The organism is Gluconobacter sp. ESL1110, from assembly GCF_058107395.1.
Genome location: NZ_JBYLUK010000007.1, coordinates 1 through 15,680 on the forward strand (window position 1 = coordinate 1; position 15,680 = coordinate 15,680).

17 protein-coding genes and 1 tRNA gene are annotated in these 15,680 nt (G+C 50.0%); 5 read left to right on the plus strand and 13 right to left on the minus strand.

The annotated features are described in order from the left end of the window. Positions 1-96: 96 nt before the first annotated feature. The 6 genes from AC3B6F_RS04105 to AC3B6F_RS04130 all read right to left on the minus strand — a co-directional run bounded on the left by AC3B6F_RS04105 (position 97) and on the right by AC3B6F_RS04130 (position 5,302). Entirely contained in the window at positions 97-1,251 is a 1,155-nt protein-coding gene (locus AC3B6F_RS04105; RefSeq protein WP_489823470.1) for a chemotaxis protein CheA, read from the minus strand. Between the two features lie 353 nt (positions 1,252-1,604). After that, entirely contained in the window at positions 1,605-2,108 is a 504-nt protein-coding gene (locus AC3B6F_RS04110) for an Hpt domain-containing protein (RefSeq protein WP_489823471.1), read from the minus strand. Then, positions 2,105-2,461, minus strand: coding sequence for a response regulator (locus tag AC3B6F_RS04115; RefSeq protein WP_489823472.1), 357 nt, complete (start codon positions 2,459-2,461; stop codon positions 2,105-2,107). Before AC3B6F_RS04115 ends, AC3B6F_RS04110 begins: the two co-directional genes overlap by 4 nt. Then, on the minus strand, positions 2,461-2,727 hold the full coding sequence (locus tag AC3B6F_RS04120) for an STAS domain-containing protein (RefSeq protein ID WP_023944782.1): 267 nt from the start codon (positions 2,725-2,727) through the stop codon (positions 2,461-2,463). The genes AC3B6F_RS04115 and AC3B6F_RS04120 overlap by 1 nt, the downstream gene beginning before the upstream one ends. Then, positions 2,727-4,223, minus strand: coding sequence for a methyl-accepting chemotaxis protein (locus tag AC3B6F_RS04125; RefSeq protein WP_234930818.1), 1,497 nt, complete (start codon positions 4,221-4,223; stop codon positions 2,727-2,729). The genes AC3B6F_RS04120 and AC3B6F_RS04125 overlap by 1 nt, the downstream gene beginning before the upstream one ends. A gap of 116 nt (positions 4,224-4,339) precedes the next feature. Beyond that, entirely contained in the window at positions 4,340-5,302 is a 963-nt protein-coding gene (locus AC3B6F_RS04130; protein ID WP_426065721.1) for a retropepsin-like aspartic protease family protein, read from the minus strand. Between the two features lie 202 nt (positions 5,303-5,504). Here AC3B6F_RS04130 and AC3B6F_RS04135 point away from each other — a divergent pair. Both AC3B6F_RS04135 and AC3B6F_RS04140 read left to right on the plus strand, forming a co-directional pair. Beyond that, positions 5,505-5,581: transfer RNA gene (locus tag AC3B6F_RS04135), tRNA-Asp, on the plus strand. Positions 5,582-5,775: 194 nt separating this feature from the next. Next, positions 5,776-6,015 (plus strand): hypothetical protein, encoded by a 240-nt coding sequence (locus AC3B6F_RS04140; RefSeq protein WP_489823473.1) that lies wholly within the window; start codon positions 5,776-5,778, stop codon positions 6,013-6,015. A gap of 11 nt (positions 6,016-6,026) precedes the next feature. On the opposite strand, the gene AC3B6F_RS04145 is transcribed toward AC3B6F_RS04140, so the two are convergent. Both AC3B6F_RS04145 and AC3B6F_RS04150 read right to left on the minus strand, forming a co-directional pair. Further along, positions 6,027-6,791, minus strand: a complete 765-nt coding sequence (locus AC3B6F_RS04145) for an ABC transporter ATP-binding protein (protein ID WP_023944778.1) — start codon at positions 6,789-6,791, stop codon at positions 6,027-6,029. 3 nt (positions 6,792-6,794) lie between these two features. Beyond that, positions 6,795-7,634: an ABC transporter permease gene (locus AC3B6F_RS04150; RefSeq protein WP_211567664.1), complete on the minus strand. Its 840-nt coding sequence runs from the start codon at positions 7,632-7,634 to the stop codon at positions 6,795-6,797. Positions 7,635-7,757: 123 nt separating this feature from the next. On the opposite strand from AC3B6F_RS04150, the gene queE reads away from it, so the two are divergent. Genes queE through AC3B6F_RS04165 form a run of 3 tightly spaced genes read left to right on the plus strand, consistent with a single transcriptional unit; the run spans position 7,758 to position 9,627 of the window. Next, positions 7,758-8,399, plus strand: coding sequence for a 7-carboxy-7-deazaguanine synthase (queE, locus tag AC3B6F_RS04155; protein WP_489823474.1), 642 nt, complete (start codon positions 7,758-7,760; stop codon positions 8,397-8,399). Next, entirely contained in the window at positions 8,396-9,097 is a 702-nt protein-coding gene (queC, locus tag AC3B6F_RS04160) for a 7-cyano-7-deazaguanine synthase QueC (RefSeq protein WP_061932786.1), read from the plus strand. The genes queE and queC overlap by 4 nt, the downstream gene beginning before the upstream one ends. Further along, entirely contained in the window at positions 9,094-9,627 is a 534-nt protein-coding gene (locus AC3B6F_RS04165; protein ID WP_489823475.1) for a 6-carboxytetrahydropterin synthase, read from the plus strand. Before queC ends, AC3B6F_RS04165 begins: the two co-directional genes overlap by 4 nt. Before the next feature lie 6 nt (positions 9,628-9,633). On the opposite strand, the gene folE is transcribed toward AC3B6F_RS04165, so the two are convergent. The 5 genes from folE to AC3B6F_RS04190 form a co-directional block, all read right to left on the minus strand. Further along, positions 9,634-10,272, minus strand: a complete 639-nt coding sequence (folE, locus tag AC3B6F_RS04170; protein ID WP_426065715.1) for a GTP cyclohydrolase I FolE — start codon at positions 10,270-10,272, stop codon at positions 9,634-9,636. An 8-nt stretch (positions 10,273-10,280) separates the two neighbouring features. Further along, positions 10,281-11,168 (minus strand): 2-amino-4-hydroxy-6-hydroxymethyldihydropteridine diphosphokinase, encoded by an 888-nt coding sequence (folK, locus tag AC3B6F_RS04175; RefSeq protein WP_489823476.1) that lies wholly within the window; start codon positions 11,166-11,168, stop codon positions 10,281-10,283. Then, positions 11,165-12,010 (minus strand): dihydropteroate synthase, encoded by an 846-nt coding sequence (gene folP / locus AC3B6F_RS04180; RefSeq protein ID WP_489823477.1) that lies wholly within the window; start codon positions 12,008-12,010, stop codon positions 11,165-11,167. Before folP ends, folK begins: the two co-directional genes overlap by 4 nt. A gap of 46 nt (positions 12,011-12,056) precedes the next feature. Next, entirely contained in the window at positions 12,057-14,522 is a 2,466-nt protein-coding gene (locus AC3B6F_RS04185) for a putative bifunctional diguanylate cyclase/phosphodiesterase (protein ID WP_489823478.1), read from the minus strand. Between the two features lie 339 nt (positions 14,523-14,861). Beyond that, positions 14,862-15,677 carry a DsbA family protein gene (locus AC3B6F_RS04190; protein ID WP_175266246.1) on the minus strand — a complete coding sequence of 272 codons (816 nt, stop codon included), beginning with the start codon at positions 15,675-15,677 and terminating at the stop codon, positions 14,862-14,864. Positions 15,678-15,680 lie beyond the last annotated feature (3 nt).

Genomic DNA, 15,680 nt, shown 5'->3' on the forward strand with positions numbered 1-15,680 from the left:
TGTGTAGTCTAGTCCAGTTTCTAATTTCGCGTACAGATTCAATATCAATTGCATACTCTTGATTGCAAGATGTAAAAATCAATATTTTATTCATTATTACTCTCCAAAATCAAAATTTTTGTTACTTTTTCTCAGTGAGAAACTTTCTACAAGAAAATCTACATCAACAATAAGAGCTACACTGCCATCACCCAGAATAGTAGCCGATGAGAATCCTGATACTTTTTTATAATTTTCTTCTATTGATTTAATAACAAATTTAGATTGATCTATTATTTCATCAACCATAATAGCTATCTTAGATTTTTTTTCATTTTCTATTATCAAGCAAGAATTACTTAATTCTTTTCTATGTTCGTTGTTTATTAAATCGTAGCAATTCACTATGGGAATATATTCATCTCGATACGGATATCCATATGCATTTTCGGAAATTTCAAACATTTTGTTTTTTTGAAAAAGGAATGCCTCTACCACACTAGACACTGGCACAATAAAATTTTGTTTTTCCACTCTAAAAATCAATCCTTCTACAACAGCCAATGTCAATGGAAGTGAAATTGAAAATAATGTTCCTTTATTTTTTTGTGTATATATGGAAATATTTCCGCCTATTTCTGAAATGGATTTTTTAACAACATCCATTCCAACTCCTCTTCCAGACAGATCTGAAATATTATCGACCGTAGAAAACCCAGGTGAAAAAATAAGATTTTCTATTTCATCTTTTTCTATTAAAAAATCACTCTTAATAATTCCTTTTGAAAGAGCTTTTTTGTAAATTTTATCACAATTTAAGCCTGCACCATCGTCTTCAACTTCGATGATTATTCGACCAGAATGATGAAATGCACGTAAAAATAAATTACCTTCCGCAGTTTTTCCTTCACGCATACGAAGATCTGCATCTTCAAGTCCGTGATCTATGGCATTACGTACCATATGCGTTAACGGGTCAGATAATTTTTCCAAAATAAATCGATCGACTTCAGTATCTTCACCTTCAAGATGTAGAACTACTTTTTTTTCAGAAATTCGACTTGTCTCACGTACAATGCGTCCCATACGTTGAAAAACCATTTTGATAGGATGTGCCCGCATCGCCATGACATTTTCCTGCATCTCATGAGTGAGTTGCTCTAGTTCAGAAATAACAATATCCAAATCAGAACCAGGACGAACGTTATTTATCCTCATTTGGGTTCGAATGGCACCCTGATTAATGACTAACTCGCTTAAAAGATCGACCAAATTATCAATCCTTTGAGTATCGACTCGAATGGTTATACTTTCTTTACGATAGGAAAATTCTTTATTTTCGTCATTTGGTTTCTTATTATTTTCTTCCTGTAATTTATTTAAATTATCCAGAAATTGTACTTCTAAATTATTTCCAGACCACTCAAAAGTCTCTTCAATTAAATCCTTACTGTACGTAGTTTTTATTTCAACATACCATGTTGCGTACGTCTCTCTTAAATCAAATAGATCAATATCTGGGAGTATATTATCATCTAAATTTGATATAATCGTTCCTACTTTACTTAATGAATGTAATATATTTAAGATATCATCTCCATTTTTATAAAGTTCAATTGTTGAATTTATTTTAATAAAAATGTATTATCTATTTTAACATCAATTTTAATAGGATTAAATAAAATTCCATCTATATTTTCTGAAATACCAACAATTTCATTATGATTTTCTACTTCTTTTAAGTATAAATTTAACTCTTCATTCATGTCATCCTGAACCGCAAAATCTGTTCCATCTCGATAAAATGCTACAATATCACTCAGTACGTCTGCCGCTTTCAAAAATGTAGCGATGGATGCATGACTAACTACGCATTCTCCAGAACGAAATTTTTCTAATACAGCCTCGAAAAGATGAGAAAACCGAACAAGTTTCTCCATTCCAAAAGCTCCTGCTCCCCCTTTTATAGAGTGAACTGCCCGAAAAATTGTGTTGATTTTCTCACCACTCTCTTTCTCCCCTTCAAGAGAAGAAAGCTCTTCCTCAAGAAGACTTAACTGCTCTCTACACTCTTCAAAAAATATCTGACGTATATTTTCTAGATCATCATTTTCAACATAATTATTCATGCTGAAACTCGCTCTATAGCGCTTACAACTCGATTTGCATCAAACGGCTTTACCAGCCAACCTGTTGCACCAGCCCTTCGTCCTTTTTCTTTCACTTCCAAACTACCTTCAGTCGTTAGAAAAAGAATAGGAAGAAATTTTGTCTGATCCATTGTAAATTTCTTTACTAGCTCGAGACCATCCATACGAGGCATGTTAAGATCGGTAATAATGACCTGTGGGCTGAAACCCTCTAATTTATCAAGAGCATCAACCCCATCTTCTGCCTGGCAAACAGTATGCCCTACGCTTTCTAACGTATCGTTCAGAAGCTTTCGAATTGTCCGAGAATCATCGACAATAAGAATATTCATTATGCCGTTTCCTCATCCAAAATTCTTCTAGCTCCCATCAGAGCCAAGGATTTTTCCAGTTCAGGAGACGGATTCTGGATTTTAAAGCGCTTGTTTCGGGAAAGTGTTGTTTTTCGAGACGACAGGATTATCTCAAGACAGCGGCCACCCAAACGTTTCACTTTTCCACCGTCTAAGAGAGCGTCTCCTGATAGCGTTTTCAAGCTTTTCAGAAGGTCTGCAGCAGCAGCTGTATCAAGAATCTCTGGTAATTGCATAATTTCCATTATCGAAACTCCTCCCATCCCTCATCGGAAGTCTGATAGGTTTCTGTAGCAAAGTGCAGAGAAGGTCCTTCATTACGCGACTGCACTTCTGTCTGAGCGGGGAGCATAACGTCACTGCACAAATGAAAATGACGAACAATCTGAACCAATTCTCCCGCTTCTGCGCTGAGATTATGACTCGCGGCCGTCGCTTCTTCGACCATTGCCGCATTTTGCTGCGTATTTTGATCCATCTTTCCAACAGAAGTACTAATTTCGGAAAGATTATTTGCTTGTTTCTGGGCCGTGGTTGCAATTTCGTTAATAAGGAGGCTGATTTCTCCCACATTTCCTACGATTTTTTTCATTGCTACTCCCGTTTCCTGGACAAGAGTTGTGCCTTGACTGATCTGCTGAGTACTTGATGTAATCAGACTTTTAATATCCTTGGCTGCATCAGCAGATCTCTGTGCCAATGCTCGCACCTCTGTCGCGACAACGGCAAAACCTCTACCTGCATCCCCTGCTCGGGCAGCTTCCACTCCAGCGTTCAAAGCCAGGAGATTTGTCTGAAAAGTAATATCATCCAACAATCCGAGAATTTGACCAATTTGCGTAGATGATTTTTGAATATCCAACATTGCTGCTGTCGCTGCAGCCATTACGGCTCCCGAGCTTTCTGCTTGTTCAACGGTTTGTCGTACGACAGCGCTTGCATGCATTGCGGCTTCAGCAGTTTTTTTTACTGCCTCGGTCACTGCGCCAACAGATAGAGTTGTTTCTTCAAGACGACTGACCTGTTGCTCCGTCCTGCGCGCGAGATCGTCTGCAGCAGAGGCAATTTCCGCTGATCCGGAAGAAATTGTACTGACGCTGTCATTCAGAGACATGAGGATCTTCTGAAAATCTTCAACTGTAATATTAAAATCCAGCCTCAACTTCTCGTATCGATTTGGAAACGCTTCTTCCAGCCGATAATCCAGACACCCTGCACGCAATTTATTGAATGCCACTCCAAGAGTGTCTGTTAGTTTCTCAAAAGACTCGATCTCAGTTCGGGCATTTTTTCTTTCGCTCGCAGCATCTTCCTGTGCCTGTGACAGAGCCTTAAGAACTTCTGATGCATCTTTATTGCTGGCAAGAAGGTCAGCCTGCGTTTGTTGCAACCGGTCTTGTATCGCAATCAGTTCGGGAATCCTTCTCCCTGGCGGAAGAATATTCTGATACGCGAGAACCTGCGAACCGTTTGAAAGAATATTAGCTGGCCTGAATATCCTGAAAAACTGCAGAAACGCACTTAATAAAAGAGCGACTAAAAGCAATTCCTCTGGCAACATTTTCAGGAGGTAGGGCGCTGGGGATATCCCTTCTGGAATTACCCTGACGTGCCAGAATGCTCCTCCTGCCAGAACCAACACGGGAAAAAGTGCTGTCATCCAGAAAAAAAAGCTGGAGGCAATGCTACTTTCAGAACGTACGGTCACATGAGAGGAAAACATTCCAGATTGCCCAGCCATAACAACTCCCTACATTCCGCAGATACAAGACCTGCAAACGTGGCAACGTGTTTAGCTGGAACTGATTGATACTCCGTTAACAGCACTCAGAGAACTCACTCAGCGTTGGCGGCAGCCTATTGCGCTGACTTCCTGTCCGGGTCGTCAGAAGGGATGTCTGTATCGTGTTGGACGTATAGCTTGCTTCCCCGCTCAATCCACAAACGGTAATGCTGCATAAAATCACTCCCAAGCAGCACATCCCCTTCAGGAATATCCTCAACAACAGTCAGGCGAATATTATGAAAAACAATGCCGCCGACTTCGAACATCGAAAAAAGGTGATGATAAGCTTTCAGGGGATCGTGAGTAATACCCCACGTCAGGCTGACCGGATCCTGCTGGAGCATTGCACGTGTTACACCTGCACGGCGAGCGGCGCTCCTTGTAACGAGAGTATTGGCAGAACCAGTATCTAAAGTTGCGTCTGCCGCGTGGTCATTAATTTTGACCTCCAGCGTCGTCTTCAAAGAATCTGATGAACTATGGGTGACAGGAATGGTGTGAATTTTTCCTCCCCATCCCGGCGTCGCACTCGGACAATTTTCCGTCCTCACCAGACGAACGACATGATCAGGAATATCAATGATCGTATCGTAATTGCTGAGAAAATCGTTTCCAAATAATCCTACGATCGGAAGGCCATCAATGGATGATCCAAATTTTCCTCCTGCAATAACAGTAAAATTGGATGCTTTGGATGGCCCCATTTCCAGGCTGTCAACTTTCACTGCCTGGCTAAACTCCCGTCCCCCAACCCCCTGTATGGTTCCATAGGCCCCCAGAACCTCTAAACCCAAAGGATCAACATGGGATGTTCCTATCAAGGACACCGTAGCGCCGGTATCCACGATAAGAGCCACTGGATGACCGTTGATGCCCGCCCGAACAACAGGGGAGCCAGAACGATTGATGATTGGCATCACTCCGCTCGTATAAACCGTGCATTGACGTTCTCCTGTCTGCGCACAGGCTGCCAGTCCTGACATCAGCATTCCGATAACGGCACCCTGCCCCCATGCTCGCATACCGCTTCTCATCCCGCTTTTCATTATTGCAAACAATGACACTTGTCCCGCAGGAGCAAATTCTCCCGCAAGTGACTTTTTTTGTTCGAAAAGCATTTTTTTTGAAAAAAGCCTCTTGTCACCCCCCCGGGAGATTGGTAAATCACCGCCACCGACCGAGAGGACGCCAACACGGCCCCGAACGGACGGTCCAAAAATCGCTGAAAAGCGGTTTGCGGGTGTAGCTCAGTTGGTTAGAGCGCCGGCCTGTCACGCCGGAGGTCGCGGGTTCGAGCCCCGTCACTCGCGCCACTCTCCTGAAAGAGTGGCATAAAAACTTCCCAAAAACTCAAAATATTCCATAAAACCTAATTGAATTAGGTTTTCCTTATCATTTCGCCGTTACAAACCGTTGCCTTTCGTTCTGAAGCGATACGGCTTTGGTAAGGATGCATTAACTCTGCCGTACGACACTGATGCCTCCAATTTCCCCTCAAGGATGCATCATGTCTTCAAGCATTTCTTCCGTTGCCGCATCGGCTATGTCGCCCCTATACGGCACCACAAGCAGCCAGAGCGCGTCTTCAACGTCCTCTACTCAGGAGACGACGACCACCACAACCAATGCTGACGGATCCGTCACAACGACGGTCACTGATTCTTCAGGAAACGTCGTTTCTGAAACGACGACTGGCGGAACATCTTCCAAATCCAGCAGCAATCATGAACTGGACGTTACCGCTTAAAAAAGACAGGGTCAGGCCGTAAGGTAAACGTCTAGCACCTCGTCTGGCGTTCCATCCATCCGGATCCGGCCATCTTCCAGCCAGATAACCCGCGTGCACCATTTACGCATCACATCTGGCTGGTGAGTAGAAATCACCAGAATATCCGCGTGTTGGACCATGGCCTCAAGACGCTCCTGCGCTTTGTTCATGAAAGCGCCATCGCCCGCTAAAAACCATTCATCCATCAGCAAAATCTGCGGCTTCACAGCTGTTGCCAGACCAAAAGCCAGACGAACCGTCATGCCCGAACTGTAAGTTTTTACAGGCATATCCATATACGAACCCAGGTCGGCGAAATCCTGTACGTCCTGATCAATATGACTGATTTCCGTCTTGGATAGTCCAGCATGCAGACCGTAGAGGCGTATATTCTCTCGCCCCGTCAGTTCCATATTCATGCCGAGGCTGGCATCCAGAAGTGTGCCGATAGACCCTTCCAGCCTCACACGGCCACCCACCGGTTCGTAAATACCAGCCATCGCACGCAGAAGCGTAGTTTTGCCCGCACCATTCCTGCCGATCAGCCCAAGCCGCTCTCCGGATTTCAGAACAAAGCTGACCTCTCGCAGAACACTCACTACGGTGCGTTCACGCCCGTCCTGCATGAGGTGAGCTGCGGGTGAACCCGGACGCAGGCTGGAGATCGTGTTGCCGACATGCTTTTTCAGCGAGCGGCTCTGACCATGATAAAGTGGGAAATCGATCTGGAGCCGATCAATAGCGATGCTGGGCATAGGTCAGATCCAGTAAGGGATACGGGCGCGCATCCGGCAGAACAGGGCCGCAGCCAGCCCCCACAACAGAACGCCCTGCACAATCGCTGCGATCCATAAAGAGGAACGCACATCATAGCCCATCAGAGGACCACGCATGATTTCAAGAATTGGGTAGAACGGGTCCAAGAGCAGATACTGTCGTCCCACGTAAATCAGATCCGGTTTCCAGATCACAGGCGTGACGAAGAAGAAGATCTGAAGGATCGAGGACATGATTGGCGCAATATCGCGGAAACGGGCACCAAGCATGCCAATCAGAAGAATGATTGCAAAACTGTCCAGGAACCAGATGGGCAGACTGATCAGCAGGCTCCAGCTCTGCTTTGGCCAGACATGATAAATGCCGAACACGACAGCAATCACCACGACATTGTGCAAAAACGTCAGCACGTTGCGAACGACAAGCCGGATAACAGGAAGCGTCGCAGGAATGCGCCTTGCGTGGAAGAGAGACGTACTCTGGGTAAAGACTGTCGCAGCATCATTGATGACACCACTGATATATCCCCACAGAACGATCGACAGCGACAGAAACGGCAGGTAGTGGGGCAAGTCCATGTGGAAAAGGTAGCCATAGACAACCCCCATAGCCGCAACCATGATGGCCGTTGAAAGCGTCAGCCAGAATGGTCCAAGGATCGAGCCGCGATACCGCAGTTTGATATCCAGCCAGCCCAGCGCAAGCGCAAGCGGTAGCAGGCGGATACCCGCCTCCAGGTCATTCAGGGCGGCCCGCACACGGCCGAATCCTCTCTGTGGCGAGAGATCAAGTATGGGAGTACGGGAGTTGCTGTCTTCCATGAGCCTCTCCCTACCATGAAAGAGGGTTCTGCCCACCCCTGCGTGGCAGTGGAAACACATCCTGACGCATAAAAGAATGTTTTCCCTTGCATCTGGCGTCATCCTCGCCGACATGCTGCGGTCATGTCTTATGCTGTGAAGGAAATGTTCGTAACTCTCCAGGGAGAGGGTGCGCAGACGGGTCGTGCGTCCGTGTTCTGCCGGTTTGCCGGGTGCAACCTGTGGTCAGGCCGGGAGCAGGACCGCGAGACGGCGGCCTGCCGCTTCTGCGATACGGACTTTATTGGAGTGGATGGTGAAGGCGGTGGCCGCTTCAAGACCGCTACCAATCTGGCCGAAACCATTGAGCAGTGCTGGAAAAGTGCTGCGGACGAGAGTGGACGGCGTTACGTGGTCTTCACAGGAGGCGAGCCTCTCCTGCAACTGGATGCGGAACTGATTGCTGCTGTCAAAGCCAAGGGGTTCGAAATCGCCGTTGAGACGAACGGGACAATTGTCGCACCTGCTGAAATTGACTGGGTGTGCGTCAGCCCCAAACCGGGCGGTCCTCTTGTTCAGACCAGCGGTGCGGAACTGAAGCTTGTCTATCCACAGGCCGAACTTCCGCCTGAAATGTTCGATGGTCTGTCGTTCCAGCATTTCTGGCTTCAGCCCATGGATGGTCCTTCACGGCTGGAAAACACACAGGCTGCGGTGGCTTACTGCCTCGCCCACCCTCGCTGGCGCCTATCGTTACAAACGCACAAACTGATCGGAATCCCATGAGCAACGCCGCACTCGTTCTGTTTTCCGGCGGCCAGGATTCCGCAACGTGTCTGGCCTGGGCGCTATCCCGTTTTGATCGGGTCGAGACTGTCGGATATGCCTATGGCCAGCGCCATCTCGTAGAGCTTGAATGCCGGGACACGCTCCGCGCTCGAATGGCCGAGCATTCCCCTGAGTGGAAGGCGCGCCTTGGCGAAGATCACACGATTGATCTCGCCTCTCTTGGTGCAATTTCTGAAACGGCCCTGACACGCGAAGCGGAAATTGGTTTCAGCGAAAGCGGCCTACCGAATACGTTCGTACCGGGCCGCAACCTGATCTTTCTGACTTTCGCGGCAGCCCTTGCCTATCGCCGGAACGTCAAGCACATCGTCACTGGCGTATGTGAAACCGACTATTCGGGCTATCCGGACTGCCGGGACGATACGATCAAGGCCCTTCAGGTCGCGCTTAATCTTGGCATGGACCAGCGTTTCGTCCTTCACACACCTCTGATGTGGATCGACAAGGCACAGACCTGGGACCTGACGGAAGAACTCGGCGGAAAGACACTCGTTGATCTGATCAACCATGAAAGCCACTCCTGCTACATGGGAGACCGGACCCATCATCACGCCTGGGGCTATGGCTGCGGCACCTGCCCGGCCTGTGAACTTCGTGCGGAAGGCTGGCGTCGATACTGCGAGAGCAAGGCATGACGGCAGAACTCGTCTTCACCCGCCGTTTCTGCATGGGCCACCGGCTGATCACCGGGAGCAGCGAGAAATGCGCCATTCCGCACGGTCACAATGAATATGTGAAGGTAACACTCAGACCCGTTGAAGAGACGCGCTTGGACGGTCATCAGAACATGATCCTGCCATTTGCAGACGCCAAAACGCGTTGGCATGATTTTGTGGATAACAGCCTCGATCATGCTCTTCAGCTTTCAGAGCATGACCCTCTTCTTTCCTGGTTTCGGGATCATGAACCTGAGCGTGCGCGCAGGATCGTCGTCACGCCCGGCGACCCGACAACCGAAGTCATGGCCGCCCTCCTACTCGCCAAACTGACGGCCATTCTGGCGGACCAGGGAACGGCCCTGCGTGTTCACGCATTGGAACTGGAAGAAACGCCGACCAACACCGTGCGTCTGACGGGTGATCCGGCATTCTATCTGCCGAAAGTCAGCCGGGCTCCACAGGAGTGCTGGTGGAACCGGGCTGACATGAGCATTTCAGACGTCTGACAGTTTTCAGCCGCGCAGAAGGGACAGAATTTCCATTCTCGCGGCATGATCGTGCTTCCATGTTCCACGCGCCACTGTTGTCACGGTTGTGGAGCCGGGTGAGCGAACGCCGCGCATACTCATGCACATATGCTCGGCCTCGATTACGACCAGAACGGCTTCCGGCGCCAGAACATCTTCCATGGCCTGAGCAACCTGATCGGTCATACGCTCCTGAAGCTGTGGGCGACGGGCAAAACCTTCCACAACACGCGCCAGCTTGCTGAGACCTGTCAGGCGCCCACCCGCTGGCAAATAGGCCACATGAGCCTTGCCATGCACCGGGAGCAGATGATGCTCGCACATGGAGTGGAAGCGAATATCCTTCACAATCACCGCGCCATGATGCTGATCTGCGGAAAACTGCGTCTTCAGATGCTCCCGCGGATCTTCATACAGGCCACCGAAAACTTCCAGATACATCTTGGCCACACGTTGCGGCGTATCCTGCAAGCCTTCACGCTCCGGGTTTTCACCCACGGCTTCCAGAATGGTCCGGACAGCATTGGCAAGCCGTTCTTCCGCATCCGCAGGCCGTGACAAAGCGCCCAGCGGTCGCTGTTCGTCTTTGCAGGCGGTCATGGCAGTAGCGTTCAGATCGGTCATGGCGGGTTTCAGGCTCCTTCGTTCCCTGACGCGGTGCAATCCGGATCACGCCGGGTTACGTCTCCGCTGGTGCGAGGCAGGACTGCTAGCGCGTCCGCCAGCCGCCGTCCACCGATGACATGGTCAGCAGCAATTTCAGCGAGCGGTTCGAGAACAAAAGCCCGGTCAAACAGATGACGATGCGGAACCGTCATAATACGGTCGGACAGGCTACGCTCACCATAATACAGCACATCGATATCAACGGCCCTGGCGCCCCATCGTGTCCCCGGAATGCGCCCCAGATCCCCCTCAATGACTTTGCAGACCCTGAGGAGAGCATGAGGGGTCAAAGTCGTACGACCCGTCGCGCAGAGATTGACGAAGGAAGGCTGATCAATCCCGCCCCATGGAGCGCTATCATAAAAGGAAGAAACATCCGTGATATCCAGCCCGTTTTCCATCGACAGACGATCGAGAGCAGCATTGAGTGTCGCTTCGCGTTCTCCAAGATTAGCTCCCAGAGAAAATGCAACCTCATGAATCCTGTGTCGCGTTACAGTCGTGGCTGTCTCCGACACCGGGTAAGGCACAGGAGCGGATGGCTTGTGAACGGTTACAAGAACGACTTCGACGCGTTCCAGACGCTCCAAAATGTCATCCGCAATACGACCGGCCAAAGCCTCAATCAGACCCATCGGCTTACCGGCGACGCTTTCCGCTGCGATATCGCAGAGCGTGCCGTAACAGACTGCCTGTCTGTAATCATCCTCCGCAATCGCGCCTGACAGATCAGCCCGGATTTCAATATCAATAATGAACCGCTGTCCGATGCGGTTCTCTTCCGGCAGAACGCCGTGATATCCAAACAGGCACAGATCCCGAACAAAAACGGATGTCAGGGGCACCGAAATCATACAGCCTCCTTGAGGATACGTCGGACGGAAAGAGCATCAGAATGTTCCCGGATATCATGAACGCGCAGAATATCGGCCCCAAGGTCTGCCCCCACCAGATTAGCCGCCAGCGTTCCAGCCAATCGATCTTCTACCGGGCGCCCCAACAGATATCCAAACAGAGACTTCCGGGAGAGTCCAAGTAGGATCGGAAGGTCGTATTCCTGCTTCAGAATTCCGAGAGATGCGATCGCCTGAACATTCTGATCCTGCGTCTTTCCGAACCCGACACCGGGGTCCAGAATGAGGCGCTTCCTCTTCAGACCTGCTTTTTCGGCAAGTTCCAGAGAATGATCGAAAAAACGCCGCCAATCTGCCAGTAGATCAAGCTGGTCATCCACTTCATACCGATTGTGCATGATAACCGCACAGGCTCCGCTATCCGCAACAACCGACGGCATATCCGGATCTGAATGGAAGCCCCAGACATCATTGATGAGTCGTACGCCACCTTGCAAAGCTTTACGGGCCACGACGGCTTTCGTCGTGTCAACCGACAGAGGCACCCCTTCAGGAACCAGTCTGCTGAGCACGGGTTCGAGCCTGGTCCATTCCTCATCTGCCGGAACTGACCGAAAGCCAGGGCGTGTGGATTCCGCACCGATATCCACAATGTCTGCGCCGTCCGCCAACATCTCCCGGGCATGCGCCAGTGCTGTTTCGGGAGACTGAAAAAGACCCCCATCCGAAAATGAGTCCGGCGTGACATTCAGGATGCCCATCAGCGCCGGCCGTCCCATGGCATGAGGTTTGGACAGCCAGAGCGCATGCCCCTCAGAGGCAGACAGAAAATGCTGTTTCATCAGACGCGCGTGACCTTGCCGACCCGGCCGATCAAAGAGGACTGTCTCAAACCTGCGTAAAAGAACATAGAGGAAGGGGATCCCAAACCAGATCTTCCGCAGGGCATGGACGGCCAAGGAAATACCCCTGCACCTCGTTGCACCCCTGCGCTTGCAAAAAGCGGTAATGCTCTGGAGAGGATACCCCTTCTGCCGTTACGGCGATACCCAGATCTACTGCAAGTTCAATCGTGTTGCGTACAATGGCCGCGCTTCGGGAATCCTGGAAAATATCCTGCACAAAGATAGTATCGAGCTTAATCTTGGAAAACGGAAACAGACGCAGATAGCTCAGCGCCGAAAATCCTGTACCAAAATCATCCAGAACGAGCCTGACACCCTTCTGATCCAACAACCGGAATGCCTGATAAACGGCGGGTTCAGGCCGCAAACCAAGCATTTCCGTCACTTCGATCTGCAAACGTCGCGGGTCCAGACCTACATGAGAGAGGATCGTCAGAATCTGCTCCGCCACATCTGGCTGAGAAAAGCGGGTCGCCATCATATTAACAGCAACCCAGAGGTGGGATGGCCATTCAACGGCAGCCCTACAGGCCGTTTCAAGCACCCAGAAATCGAATTCGCTCCCCTGCCCTGAAAACTCGATCAGACCGATAAGCCGTTCAATGGAAAGCGGCCCATGTCGAGAGCCACGCCATCGAGACAGCGCCTCAAATCCATTGATTTCCCCTGTCTGGGCATCCACAACAGGCTGGTACACAAGCGAAAAACTCTTCTCCTGAATAGCCTGGCTGACGTCCTGCAGCAGAGCCTGCTGGTGTTCCTCATCGTCCTGTGTAAGGCGTTCGTAAAATGAATATCGGTTTCCGGTTTTTCCTTTTGCGGCATGAAGGGCCACCTCGGCAGCTTCAAGCAGAGCCTCAAGACCTTGCCCCTGACAGGAAATAAGAGCAATCCCGGCCGCGACACTGGCAGCAAGGATCATACCGTCAGTGAGGATTATAGGCTGCTCAAATAACGCTATTAGCTCAAGAGCCATCCGTTTTGCCTCTTCCGGCCCAGTAAAAGCAGCTCCCTGCATGATCGGAGAAAACGCAAATTCCGTTATTCCGTAACGTCCTGCTACGCCGGATTTTTCTTTGGAAAACTGCAAAAGACGTTTCCCGATTTCGGTAAACAGCACATCCTGTAGAACGCTATCCTGCGTCTTAACACCGTTACGAGACAGACTGTCCACTGAGAAAAACATCAGACTGCACAATGGAGGTTGAGCCGATTTTTCAAGCATCCTGGCTTGCAACTGCTCACAAAACGCCAGACGGTTTGGCAAACCCGTTACAGCATCATGCCGGATTCGTGCCGCATACCGAATCCTTGCATTCCGTTGCCTCGTAATATCAGCACCGATCCCGCGGTAGCCCTGAAAGACGCCTTGGCTGAAAACCGGATGTCCGGTCATAAGCCACCAGATCGTTTCTCCACCTGAACTGACCGGAATACACAGATCTCTGAATGCCAACCTGTTGGCAAGGCAATGACCGAAATGTACGGTATCGGACATAGGCTGCCCATCAATCCAGGGTAAAGGCCTGCCTGGTTGAATAACAGGCAATGCCAACAGATCAAAAAGCTGTAGACCGGCAATTTCTGCAGAAGATCGGTTCAGAATCGTACAAAATTTATCGGAAGGCGTCCGTACACAGCCATCCGCATCAGTGACCCATATCCAATCACCAGTATGACTATCAGATCCACGGGTCATCATGCTGATGATCTCATTGCGCTCCCGCTGTTCAAGGCGATCCAGAAGAAGGCGCTGCAAGAGATAACGACCAAGATGACTGCCCCCCACCACGAACAGACCGCAGACTGTTATCTCCAGAAAAATCGAAAGAATGATGAATGCCAGTGCACCGCAGAAATGCTGCGCCATCACAAGACATGCTGCCGCAACGACAGGAAGAGTCAGCGCTTCGACGGATCCACTGACAACCAAGCACAGCAATAACGGCGCAAAAAGCCCCGTACAGACGATCACTGCAAGAATATGAATGCGTTCACTTGGAAGATGGAAAACGTAGACCAGAAACCATCCCCAGACAGCCCCCAAGGCGCCATTCAATACCCTGAGTGATCTGGCAATCTGTGCGTAGGTCCAGGCGAACTCCATTTTTTCGCCACAGACATCCCCCTTCTCACCCAGTCGGCTTTTGGCGGCCAGTCTGTAGAAACTATTGAGAAAGGACCATTTTAAAATCGTCCATAACCCCACAAGACTCTCGACACATGCCACGAGCATAAAGGCTGCTTTGTGATCCAATGACCACAGGCATCCCCCCGCGACAGCCGCGCTGAGAAATTGGGCGAACAGAAAGAACGGAAGGAAAAGTGCCAGAATACGCAGACGGGAATAATCAAATGCAGGTTGCAAATGCGTTGGCACAGGGGATGGGCCAGGAAGAAAAGACTGAGCCAATATCCGGACCGCACGAAGCACGGGGAATTTGCGCATATACCGCCAAAAAAAGACAGATCTGGAACGCGAGATATTATCGTCAGCCTCAAAAAACGGCTGTTTCTCTTTATTATCCTTGGGATTGAACAGTAAATTCAATGCGAAGGCGCTCCTTGCTTCGCGTGTTTTTCTGTCTGCCATCAGGGCCGTACCAGGGGAGCGTTCTGTTTCAGTTAAAACATCGAGCGACGACGCCATGTCGCAGCTTGAGGTATATGAAGAAAGATTACACAGATTATCTTCAAGAAAAACCCGTCAATAAAGAAATCACCTGCCGCCAATACCTACAGCAGGTATAATTTTAAAAATTTGACGAGGTGCACTCTGAGGACGTGATCAGGATTTTTGAGCCTGCTCCAGAAATGCATCCATTTGATCAGCACTCAATGCACCGGGGGCAACTGCTGCGGCACCGAAAATAAAGGTCGGGGTTCCATCAAGCCCAATGGCGCGCCCCTGATCCAGATTGGTCGTAATCAGTGCGACAGTCGCGGTCGAACTCATGTCTGTCTTGAGTCGATCAGCATCCAGCCCATTCGCCTTTGCCAGTTCCATGACGCGCTCCATGGTCGGCTTGGTCGTATCTTCCATGAGTGCCTGACGCATGACGCCGTATTTTCCCTGCGCACTGGCGGCGAAAATAGCGCGTGTATCCAGAACACTTCCACTTCCCAGAACAGGAATGACCTTCTCGACCAGCCGAACGTCCGGGTGACGGGCCAGGAAACGGTCAACTTCCGGGATCATGGCGCGGCAGTAGGAACAGCGCGGATCATAGAATTCTACAACCGTGATCTTTCCTTTCGGATTACCTCGCACTGCATAATCCGGCGCGGTCTGAAGATCATGCAGATGAGCCCGCACAGCCTCGAGTGCCGAATCCTGTTTTTGTCGTTCCGCCTTTTCCCGGAGGGAGCTGATCGCATCCGTCAGAATAGACGGATCTTCTTTGAGAGCCTGCCGCAGGATCTGAACAACTTCGGCACGCTGCGCAGGCGTGAAGGTCTCCGGCTGGCTTGCAGGCGCAGCTCCTGCCACGTTTCCACTCAGGGAAAACATGGAAAAAGCGGCAAAAGCCGTTGCGAGCAAAGGATGTTTCACGGGCAGCTCCAGATTGGCAGACGTCGTGGCACCGTAACGGCAGCTCATGATTAA